Raw genomic sequence first — 10,665 nt, 5'->3', positions numbered from 1 at the left:
CACGGGAACCGCGAACCCGCCGCGAACCCGATCGCGATATGCAGTTCCCGTCTGCCGTCCTCCTCGTCACGGAACTCCACGCCCGACACCCTCCACGGGTCAGGCAGTTGCAGGGCGGCGGTGAACAACGACGTGGTATCCATACCCCCAAACTACCCGACCAGCACCACCACCCCCCCCGACCCACTCACCCACACCAAACAGCGAAAGGCCACTTTTTCTGGTGGATATCTTGCAGACAATGCCATTGATCTGAAAGCAAACGAATGCAAGATTTCCTGAAAACACAGAACACACCAAGCGATGTGCATAACCCTCGACGCTGAGCTATGCACCAGCTGACCGGCGTGCTGTAGGCCTGGGAAAAGTGCAAACGGCGCAGCACGATTACAACTGAACGAACAGCACGCCATGAAACAGGTCAGGCCGCAACGGAGAAGCCGCTGAAGTGAAGAGGGGCGCAGAAGCCCGTGCGGATACGCGTGCCGGCTTTATTGCCGCCGGTGTCCGTCAATCATCATCCGTTGGCGAGGGGAGGAAAACGCCGAGTCATAACCGCGTTGTAAGCATCCTAAACCTCATTGCAAGCTCAACAACTTTTACACAGGAGTAGAGAAAGGAACAACAATGAACTCCCTGTTCAAGAAGGCGATCTCCGGAGCTGCGGCTCTGGGCGTCGCCGTCGCCGGCCTCGCGCTCGGCGCCTCCTCCGCCTATGCGGCGGACACCGATCCGACCAAGGGCACGATCACCATCACCGATGCCAAGACCACGCACAACTTCAGCGGTTGGCGTCTCGCCAAGTTGACTGATATCACCAAGGATGACGGTGGTACGATCAACGGCTTCCAGATCGACACCATCAATAATCGCGTCACCGACATTGAAAACGCGATGAAGGCGGTCAAGCTCGATGATAACGGTGCCATTTCCGCCACTGGTACCAAGACCCTGTACACCGGCTACGCCGCGGATAAGAACTATTTCACTGCTGAAAACAGCGCCGACAACAACCCGATGGGTTACTTGGCGGATGTGGCGTTCAAGGACGGCAACGGCACTTCGATGAGTGAGACCGTGGACCCGTGGGGTGGTGACAGCTCCACGCTGCGCGCCTTCGCTCAGGCGCTGTCTGCGCAGATTACAGCCAATGCCGATAAGACCTTCACTGCTGATGCCAATAACACTCCGAACAATAACGTACCGCAGGGCCTGTGGCTGCTGAAGGATACCACTGCCACATCCGACGATACGGCCAAGGAAGAGACCAACTCCATCCCGATCATCACGCCGACTAGCTTTGTGGGTAAGACCGGTTGGGGCACTATCGCCATTAAGAACACCACTCCGACCATCGACAAGAAGCTCGTTGACCAGCAGACCGATGGTACGTATAAGGACAACACCAAGCCCGATTACGCGGTGGGCGACACCGTCACCTATGAGTTGACCTCCAAGATCCCGACCTTCACCGGCTACGACATCGACCCGACGCTGAGCACGACCTCTCGTAAGACCCGCGTCTTCCAGATCATTGATACCGCGGATAAGTCGCTGACCGTCGCTGATCCGGTCACGAGCACTGACCCGGTTGTGTCCGTTAAGGTCGGCACCACCGAGCTTAAGTACGATAAGGACTACACCGTATCCGTCAAGGATTACGCCGGCACCGACACCAAGTACACCAACGGCCACGTGACCACCATTGACCTCGCCAAGTACGTGAACAAGTTTGGCAGTGATACTGTCGATACGTCCGATGATGTGACTTCCGTTGCTAAGGGTATTGACGAAGGCGCTACCGTCACCGTGATCTTCCAAGCCAAGCTGAACGCCAACGCGAAGATCTCTGATTCGAACTCCACCGACCCGCTGGAGAACTGGAACCGCGACGACCTGCGCTACTCCAACAAGCCGGATAGCGTGAGCGACGCCCACAAGGTTCCCGGCAAGGAAGTTCCGGTCTACGCCTACAAGTTCAGCATCCACAAGACCGACAAGGCCGGCACCAAGCTGCCCGGCGCCCAGTTCGTCATCAAGGCTGGGGCGGATACCTCCAACAACGGCCAGTACCTCGGCACGTACACCAACACCGCCACCGACAAGTCCGGTTGGAAGTACGAGAAGACCAAGCCCACGGCTTGCACCGCCGCGCAGATCACGAATAACACCTGCACCACTGCTGGTGTCTTCGTGAGCGACTCGAACGGCAACATCGCGGTTGAAGGCCTTGACTCCGGTACCTACGAGGTCGAGGAGATCGCACCTCCGGCTGGCTACACCACCGCCAACCCGCTGAAGTTCACCTTCACCATCGAAGCGACTGCGGATACCACGAATGTCGATGGCCACAAGACCATTGAGCGTGTCGCTCTGAATCTCCCGCAGAATGTCGATGAGCGCGTTACCAAGGATGCGACGGACGGCAAGACCCTGAACATCTGGAACGCCAAGAACATCACTGAGCTGCCGAAGACCGGTGGCGCAGGCCTCGTGCTGATTATCGCGGCCGGTGCCATGTTCATCGCCGCTGGTGGTCTCTTCGCCCTTCGCGCTCGCCGCAAGGCCTGACGTGAATCCTTGAATGATGCTGGCGGAGTCTCCGTCGGCATCATTCCCGCCTCTGGCGCGCGGCGCTGCTTCCTCTCCCGAGTGGCGGCGCGCGCCAGAGGTTCTCTCATATTCGCAGTCATCAATAATCTTTCAAGTAACGCCAAAGGAGGTGATGATTATGGCCGCAGCAGTCGCAAGCGCAAACAGTCGCGACGACAAGGCCAACACAAGTCGCGATAAAGGCTCCCTGCTGTTCAGCGTCCTGTCCGTAGTATTCCTGCTGATCGGGCTGGCCATCATCACCACTCCGTTCGTAATGCGCGCCATCAACGAATACCGGCAAAACAATACCGTGCAACAGACGCAAAGCGAGGTCGCCAGCTGGCCGTATCCACAGGCTGAAAACAAGCTCAAAGCCGCGCGCGCCTACAATCAGAGGCTTGCCGCAAGCGGGCAGACCACCATCGGCGAGGTCCAAGACCCCTTCACCAGCAACGCCGGCCAATCCACCACCTCTGACGCGGACGATTCCCTAGCCGCCAAAGACTCTGAATACCAGAGTCTGCTCGACGCGGACCAAGGCGTGATGGGATCCATCCGCATCCCCGAAATCGACGTGAACCTCCCCATCTACCACGGCACCAGCGACGACGCTCTGGCCGCGGGGGCTGGCCATCTGTATGGTACTTCGCTGCCAGTAGGCGGCAAATCCACCCATTCCGTAATCACCGGACACCGCGGACTGCCCGGATCGCTGCTGTTCACCCGTCTTGACGAATTGAGGGTCGGCGACTCCTTCTATATCGACGTCATGGGCGAAACCCTCGGCTACAAAATCGACCGCATCACCGTGATTGAGCCCAGTGATTCCAGCAAACTGCGCATCACGCCCGGCGAAGACCGCGTCACCCTGATGACCTGCACGCCCTACGGCGTCAACTCGCATCGACTGTTGGTCTCCGCTGTGCGTGCCGAAATCCCTAACGAGGTGCCCGCGCCCGATGATGTGCACGGCCTCAACACCACATGGCTGGCGTTAGGAGGCATTGCCGCTGTTGTGCTGGTGATTATCGCCGTGGTACTGCTTCGCCGTCGTGCTCGTACTCGTAAGAGTCGCGGTAACGGCCTTGCCTCCTCGTCTCAAGCGCGGCACGCTGCCCGCCGCATGTAGCTGTCTGAGTGGGCAATGCGGTCAACGCACCGATATTTTGCAATCGTTGTCAATTTGGGCTACTGTAAGGGATAAATGGCTTAAGCATTGGCTTATAAGACTGCTGGAAACTCAACGTAGAGCGGCTTCTTAACAGTAATGCAAACGGTAGGCAATCATAGAGTGCATAAGGAGTCTGCGATGACAGATGAACAGAGTAACGGCAACGCCGCCGCTGCGGTAGCCAAAGAAGCAAGTGCGGATGGGGAAACGCAATCATCCCAGCGCACAGAAAGCGCGGCGCGACTGGCCCGCCCGCTGATCAGGCTCGCCAAAGCGTCCGGTCTGGCCACCTCCTTCATCGACCAGCTCGGCACCTACACCGAAATCAGCGATGAAGCTCTTATCGCCGTGCTTAAGGCGCTCAATGTAGATGCCTCGACTCCCCAGGCAGTCACGCAATCCATTGAGAATCTCGAAGCCTCCGAACGCGCACAACTGCTGCCGCCCACCATTGTGGGGGTTGTTGGTAAGCAGACCCGCGTCGAGCTGAACTGCGCTTCCGATGCGGATGTGAACGTCAGCATCACACTTGAAGATGGTTCTGCATTCACGGACTTCACCGTACTGCCGAGCTTCAATTCCGATCGTCCAGTGCTGACGCTCGGCGACGACCTGCCGATGGGCTACCACACGCTGACGGCCACCGTCGTTACACCTGATGATGCCGCCGCGACTCCCACGGCCGCGGTTCCAGGCATCCGCACGGGCACCGCCACCATCATCAATGCTCCCGAACGCATCCCCGTGCCCGAAGCGGTGCAGGAACGCCACCGCTGGGGATGGATGGCGCAGATGTATTCTGTGCGCTCGCATGAATCATGGGGTATTGGCGACTACGGCGATTTGCAGCGCATGCTCGCCGACGCGGCGCGCAAAACCGGCGCGGACTTTATGCTCATTAACCCGATTCACGCCGGTGCTCCAATCCCACCACTGGAGCCTTCGCCATACCTGCCGGAGTCTCGCCGATTCCTCAACGTGACCTACATACGTCCGCAAGATATCCCGGAATATGCCACATTGAGCGCCGAAACCCGTGCGAAGGTCGACGCCCTGCACGATTCGGTGGCATACCGCAACGAGGAATCCACGCCAATGGACATCAATGCGGCATGGGAGGCCAAGCGTCCGGCCCTGCGCCTGATTTTCGACGCTGGCCGCAGCGCCGAACGCGAACAGCAGTTCGAGGCCTTCAAGGCCGCTGCAGGCCCGGACCTCGACTCCTTCGCCACATGGTGCCTCTGCTTCGAGGTGTGGGGTGCGCCGTGGGGCGAGAACCGCTGGTTCTTCGAGAAAACCATTGACGATCCGGCTGTGCGGGAGCTGGTCGCCGCCCATTATGACCTGTTCGAATTTAATCGTTGGCTGCAATGGATTGCTGCCGAGCAAGTGACTGCTGCCCAGCAAACAGCCACGGAAAGTGGCATGGCACTTGGCCTTATGCAGGATATGGCGGTCGGCGTGCATGGTCTTGGTGCGGATGCTTGGGCCAACCCCGAGCGTTTCGCAACCGGCGGTGTGACCGTCGGCTGTCCGCCGGACTTCTACAACCAGCAGGGCCAGGATTGGGGGCAGCCACCGTTCAATCCGCGCTATTTGGAAGCCACCGGATACCGGGTATATCGCGAGATGGTGCACTCCATGTATGAACATGCGGGCGCGGTGCGCATCGACCATATGCTTGGCCTGTTCCGCCTATGGTGGATTCCGCAGGGGCTGGGTGCGCGCAACGGCGCATATGTGATGTACAACCACGAAGCCATGCTTGGCGTGCTTGCCATTGAGGCCACGCGCGCCGGCGGCATGGTCGTGGGCGAGGATCTGGGCACCGTGCCTGATTACGTGCGCCAGATTCTTGCCGAACGTGGTGTGCTCGGCACGGATGTCGAATGGTTCTCCCGTGAGAATGACTCCCCGAATGCAGGCGACCCATACAAGGGGCCGGAAGAATATCGCAAGCAGGCGCTCGCTTCGGTCACTACGCATGATTTGCCGCCGACCGCCGGCTATTTGACGTTCGAGCACGTCAAGCTGCGCGAGCAGCTGCATCTGCTCAGTGAGCCGGTTGAGGAGTTTGCGGCATCCGCGTTGGCCGAACGCACCGCCATGATGAACCGTTTGGTGGAGAGCGGCTACATCAGCCAGTCGGTTGCCGACGATGTGCCTGCCCATATTCAGGAAATTGTTGAGGCGATGCACGCCATGCTGACAGATACGCCGTCGCTACTGCTGCAGGCCGCGTTGGTGGACGGCGTGGGCGAGACGCGTTCGCAGAACCAGCCGGGTACGTCCAGCGAATACTCGAACTGGCGTGTGCCGCTGGCCGATGAAGACGGGCATGTGGTCTTGTCCAACGAGGTGTTCGACCTGCCGCGCGTACAGTCGCTGGCTGCGGTAATGCGCGGCGAACGCCAGTAGCGACTGCGGCGAGGGCCCTTTTGCATCACAAGTACAGCCTCTTGGTTCCGGAAACCAAGAGGCTTTATTCTTGCTGATGATCAGGCTGCTTTGAGGATGACGAATGACTGCGGCGGCAGCAGCAGCGTCGCGCCGGATGCAGTGGCGCACACATCGGCAGCCGATTCCCAACCAAAGGTGACCAATGGTACTGCGCCGACTGCATATGCTTCCGGAACATCGATGATTTCGCTGTCACGTCCCGGATTCATCGCAATCAGCAATGATTCAGCAGCGTCGACTGCCGAACGGACGTAAGCGAACGCGCGGCCGTCCGCTGGCGCAGCAGCCACGTCAAATGAAGCGTACGAGCCCAGAGCAGGATGTTCGGCGCGCAGCTTGAGCATTAGTTGCACCCAGTGCCACAGCGAATCCGGGCGTGCCATTGACTCAGCGACAGTCGGTGCGTCGGCAGCCGAATCAACCGGTAGATACAGCGCCTCTGCGCTCGCCGCCGCCGCATCCCACTGCATTGGTGTGCGGCTGCCGGTGCGCACATAGCCGCCTTCCTTGGCGGGCAGCATCTTCTTCGAGCAGGAGGTGATCGGCAGCGCTTCGGAAGCCAAGGAAATCCAGCCCGCGCGCTACCTCGCCACCGGCAAGGTTTCTGAATTTAACGTCAATGCGCGCCTCAAGCAGGCGTTCGATGGCGACATCAATTCCGCTAGCTTCGGCTTGGAAGGTATCGGGTCCAGCGCGAGCTGGGTGCCGTCCGGCAAAGCCGCCGTATGGGTGACGAATTGGGACACCGAGCGCAACGGCAGCGCTTTGACCTATAAGGATGGCGCACAATACCTGCTGGCCAACGCTTTCCTGCTGGCGTACGGGTACGGTCAGCCGCATGTGTTCTCTGGGTATTACTTCAGTAATGCCGACGATGGTGCGCCCGGCGCCACTGATGATGCAGTGCCGGATATGACTTGTCCATCAGCTGATTCGAGCGAATCGGTGAATACTGAGTCGAGTGGAACCTGGCAGTGCACGCAACGATGGACCGTCATTCGCGGCATGATTGGCTTCCACAATGCCGTGGCCGGCACGGCAGTCACGGACTGGAAGGAATACGGCGAGAACGTAGTTGGTTTTGGCCGCGGCAAAGCCGGTGCCGGTGTGGGCTATCTGGCAATCAATAACAGCGATACATCGGTTACGCGCACGTTCTCTACCTCGTTGCCAGCCGGGGTGTACTGCAATGTGTATGCCTCCGGCGACTGCTCCGCCGCGGTTTCCGTCAAGTCGGACGGCACTTTCGAGGCCACGTTGCCTGCGGGGTCGGCGGTCGCCATACATGTGGGTGCGGAGCGCGGCGCCTGGCTGGGCGGGCAACGTACCGACCCGGCCGATCCGGACTGGTTCGTCTCCAGCGCTGCGGCGATGGTGGGCGCGCAGCCTGCGGATCATGCGCAAATGGTGATGGATGAAGAGACGGTCGAAGCAATCGACGAAGCCAATCATTCCGCGGGATTGTCGGTGTTGGTGATGGCCGGGGTGGTACTGCTGATTGTTGTTGCGGGGCGCGTGCGGAAGTCGCTCGTAAAACCTGAGTGAGACACGCTCAACTTTTTGTGGGGAATTTGGGAATAGAACTTGCATTCGGGAAGTTGAGTGATGTAGGCTCAAGTTTGGAAGGTCCGAGAACCTGCCAAGGAATCCCCAAAGGATTCCCAAGGAACTTGGGCGATAAACGTAAGAACGAATAACAAACAAAAGGAGCACACATTATGGCACGTGCAGTTGGTATCGATCTGGGTACTACGAATTCCTGCATCGCAACGCTGGAAGGTGGCGAGCCCACCGTTATCGTGAACGCCGAGGGCGCTCGCACTACGCCGTCCGTGGTGGCATTCTCCAAGTCCGGCGAAATCCTCGTCGGCGAAGTGGCCAAGCGTCAGGCCGTCACCAACGTTGACCGCACTATTTCTTCTGTGAAGCGTCACATGGGCACCGACTGGACCGTTGAGATCGACGGCAAGAAGTGGACCCCTCAGGAGATCTCCGCACAGATTCTGATGAAGCTGAAGAGGGACGCTGAGGCTTACCTCGGTGAGCCCGTCACCGACGCCGTCATCACCTGCCCGGCATACTTCAACGACGCTCAGCGTCAGGCAACCAAGGACGCCGGCAAGATCGCAGGCCTGAACGTCCTGCGTATCATCAACGAGCCGACCGCAGCTGCTCTGGCCTACGGCCTGGAGAAGGGCAAGGAAGACGAGCGCATCCTGGTCTTCGACCTCGGCGGCGGCACCTTCGATGTCTCCCTGCTGGAGATCGGCAAGGACGACGACGGCTTCTCCACCATTCAGGTGCAGGCCACCAACGGTGATAACCACCTGGGCGGCGATGATTGGGATCAGAAGATCATCGATTGGCTGGTCTCCGAAGTCAAGAATAAGTACGGCGTTGACCTGAGCAAGGACAAGATTGCTCTGCAGCGTCTGAAGGAAGCCGCTGAGCAGGCGAAGAAGGAGCTCTCCTCCTCCACTTCCACCAGCATTTCCATGCAGTACTTGGCCATGACCCCTGACGGCACCCCGGTGCACCTGGATGAGACCCTGACCCGTGCGCACTTCGAGGAAATGACCTCCGACCTGCTCGGTCGCTGCCGCACTCCGTTCAACAACGTGCTGCACGACGCCGGCATTTCCGTGTCCGACATCGACCACGTGGTGCTGGTCGGCGGCTCCACCCGTATGCCAGCCGTCAAGGAGCTCGTCAAGGAGCTCACCGGTGGTAAGGAAGCCAACCAGTCCGTGAACCCGGATGAGGTTGTGGCTGTTGGTGCTGCCGTGCAGTCCGGCGTCATCAAGGGCGACCGTAAGGACGTGCTGCTCATCGATGTGACCCCGCTTTCCCTCGGTATCGAAACCAAGGGCGGCATCATGACCAAGCTCATCGACCGCAACACCGCTATTCCTACCAAGCGCTCCGAGGTCTTCTCCACCGCTGAAGACAATCAGCCGTCCGTGCTGATTCAGGTCTACCAGGGCGAGCGTGAGTTCGCTCGCGACAACAAGCCGCTGGGTACCTTCGAGCTGACCGGCATCGCTCCGGCTCCGCGTGGCGTCCCGCAGATTGAGGTCACCTTCGACATCGACGCCAACGGCATCGTGCACGTTTCCGCTAAGGACAAGGGCACCGGCAAGGAGCAGTCCATGACCATCACCGGTGGTTCCGGCCTGCCGAAGGACGAGATCGATCGTATGGTCAAGGAAGCTGAAGCTCACGAGGCTGAGGATAAGAAGCGCAAGGAAGACGCTGAGACCCGCAACCAGGCTGAGGCCTTCGCCTACAGCACTGAGAAGCTCGTCAACGACAACAAGGACAAGCTCTCCGATGACATCGTCAAGGAAGTCACCGAGAAGGTCAACGCTCTGAAGGAATCCCTGAAGGGCGACGACACTGAGAAGGTCAAGACTGCTCAGACCGAGCTGATGACCGCTGCTCAGAAGATCGGCCAGGTGCTCTACGCACAGCAGGGTGCTGAGGGTGCCGCCGGCGCTGCTGGTGCTGGTGCAGCCGGTGCTTCAGCTGGCGCTGCCTCCTCTTCCTCCGACGATGACACCGTCGAGGCTGAGGTTGTGGACGACGATGACGACAAGGACAACAAGTGATGTCCGAGTTCAATAAGGACGACTACCTGAACGACCTGCCTGACGCAGACGATTTGGCAGCCTCCTCGGCTTCTTCCGCTTCGGCTCCCTCTGATGGGGGAGCTGGCGCGGCAAAGCCCGCGACTGAGGGAGAGACCCCGGCTCAGGCGGCGGATTCCTCTCAGGCTCCCTCTGATGAGGGAGCTGCTGAGCACAGCGAAGCTGAGGGAGAGAAGTCGGCGGACGCCGACGACACCCTCACTCCGCTGGGCAAGGCCAAGAAGGAAGCTGCTGAATACCTTGAAGCCCTGCAGCGCGAACGTGCGGAGTTCATCAACTACCGCAATCGCGCGCAGAAGGAGCAGGAACGCTTCCGCCAGCATGGCATCATCGACGTGCTGACCGCGTTGCTGCCGGCGCTTGACGATATCGATCGTATCCGCGAGCACAGCGAGATGGATGATTCCTTCAAGGCTGTGGCCGCCAAGATCGATAAGGCGTTCGAGAAGTTCGGCGTCGAGAAGTTCGGCGAAAAGGGCGAGGAATTCGACCCGACCAAGCACGAGGCCATCCTGCACAAGCCGGATGCCGAGGCTGAGAAGGAAACGGTGGATACCGTGGTTGAAGCCGGCTACCGCATCGGCGACCGCGTGATCCGCGCCGCCCGAGTAGTAGTAGCCTCCCCCCACAACTAATCCATCCCCTCTAAAAGGGGTTTGCAGATCTGCAGCATGCTGCCGCGCACGCAGTCGGTAGACAACCTAATTGCGACTTTGCCGACTGCAAAGCGCAGCATATATACAACAGAGCGTGGGGCAGAGGGGATTGTTGTTAGACCGTAAAGACTTGGCC

The 10,665-nt window shown here is 59.5% G+C and carries 7 protein-coding genes; 6 read left to right on the top strand and 1 reads right to left on the bottom strand.

The genetic code is table 11. The annotated features are described in order from the left end of the window. Positions 1-627 precede the first annotated feature (627 nt). From BISA_RS06015 to malQ, 3 genes are all read left to right on the top strand, one after another. Positions 628-2,571: a SpaA isopeptide-forming pilin-related protein gene (locus BISA_RS06015; protein WP_033890758.1), complete on the top strand. Its 1,944-nt coding sequence runs from the start codon at positions 628-630 to the stop codon at positions 2,569-2,571. A 160-nt stretch (positions 2,572-2,731) separates the two neighbouring features. Continuing rightward, positions 2,732-3,724 (top strand): class C sortase, encoded by a 993-nt coding sequence (locus tag BISA_RS06010; RefSeq protein ID WP_033890829.1) that lies wholly within the window; start codon positions 2,732-2,734, stop codon positions 3,722-3,724. Between the two features lie 180 nt (positions 3,725-3,904). Then, a complete protein-coding gene (gene malQ, locus BISA_RS06005) occupies positions 3,905-6,184 on the top strand; it encodes a 4-alpha-glucanotransferase (RefSeq protein ID WP_033890757.1) in 2,280 nt (759 codons plus the stop codon). Between the two features lie 80 nt (positions 6,185-6,264). Here malQ and BISA_RS06000 read toward each other — a convergent pair whose 3' ends face one another. Next, positions 6,265-6,747: a DUF3459 domain-containing protein gene (locus tag BISA_RS06000; protein ID WP_051917365.1), complete on the bottom strand. Its 483-nt coding sequence runs from the start codon at positions 6,745-6,747 to the stop codon at positions 6,265-6,267. On the opposite strand from BISA_RS06000, the gene BISA_RS05995 reads away from it, so the two are divergent. From BISA_RS05995 to grpE, 3 genes are all read left to right on the top strand, one after another. Continuing rightward, positions 6,734-7,771, top strand: a complete 1,038-nt coding sequence (locus BISA_RS05995; RefSeq protein WP_152597141.1) for an alpha amylase C-terminal domain-containing protein — start codon at positions 6,734-6,736, stop codon at positions 7,769-7,771. The genes BISA_RS06000 and BISA_RS05995 overlap by 14 nt on opposite strands. Before the next feature lie 173 nt (positions 7,772-7,944). Continuing rightward, positions 7,945-9,834, top strand: a complete 1,890-nt coding sequence (gene dnaK, locus BISA_RS05990) for a molecular chaperone DnaK (protein WP_033890755.1) — start codon at positions 7,945-7,947, stop codon at positions 9,832-9,834. Then, positions 9,834-10,508, top strand: coding sequence for a nucleotide exchange factor GrpE (gene grpE / locus BISA_RS05985; RefSeq protein ID WP_033890754.1), 675 nt, complete (start codon positions 9,834-9,836; stop codon positions 10,506-10,508). The genes dnaK and grpE overlap by 1 nt, the downstream gene beginning before the upstream one ends. The last annotated feature ends 157 nt before the right edge of the window (positions 10,509-10,665 follow it).

Origin of the sequence: Bifidobacterium saguini DSM 23967, from assembly GCF_000741715.1 — a bacterium.
Classification (GTDB): Bacteria; Actinomycetota; Actinomycetes; order Actinomycetales; family Bifidobacteriaceae; genus Bifidobacterium; species Bifidobacterium saguini.
The sequence above is the reverse complement of the archived record's forward strand: the minus strand, read 5'-3'. Positions and strand labels throughout refer to the sequence as shown.

What these genes read in the sequence shown, in the direction of transcription:
- dnaK (WP_033890755.1), top strand. Translation starts at nt 7,945, where the DNA reads ATGGCACGTGCAGTTGGTATCGATCTGGGTACTACGAATTCCTGCATC.
- BISA_RS06015 (WP_033890758.1), top strand. Translation starts at nt 628, where the DNA reads ATGAACTCCCTGTTCAAGAAGGCGATCTCCGGAGCTGCGGCTCTGGGC.
- BISA_RS06000 (WP_051917365.1), bottom strand. Translation starts at nt 6,747, where the DNA reads ATGCTGCCCGCCAAGGAAGGCGGCTATGTGCGCACCGGCAGCCGCACA.
- malQ (WP_033890757.1), top strand. Translation starts at nt 3,905, where the DNA reads ATGACAGATGAACAGAGTAACGGCAACGCCGCCGCTGCGGTAGCCAAA.
- BISA_RS06010 (WP_033890829.1), top strand. Translation starts at nt 2,732, where the DNA reads ATGGCCGCAGCAGTCGCAAGCGCAAACAGTCGCGACGACAAGGCCAAC.
- grpE (WP_033890754.1), top strand. Translation starts at nt 9,834, where the DNA reads ATGTCCGAGTTCAATAAGGACGACTACCTGAACGACCTGCCTGACGCA.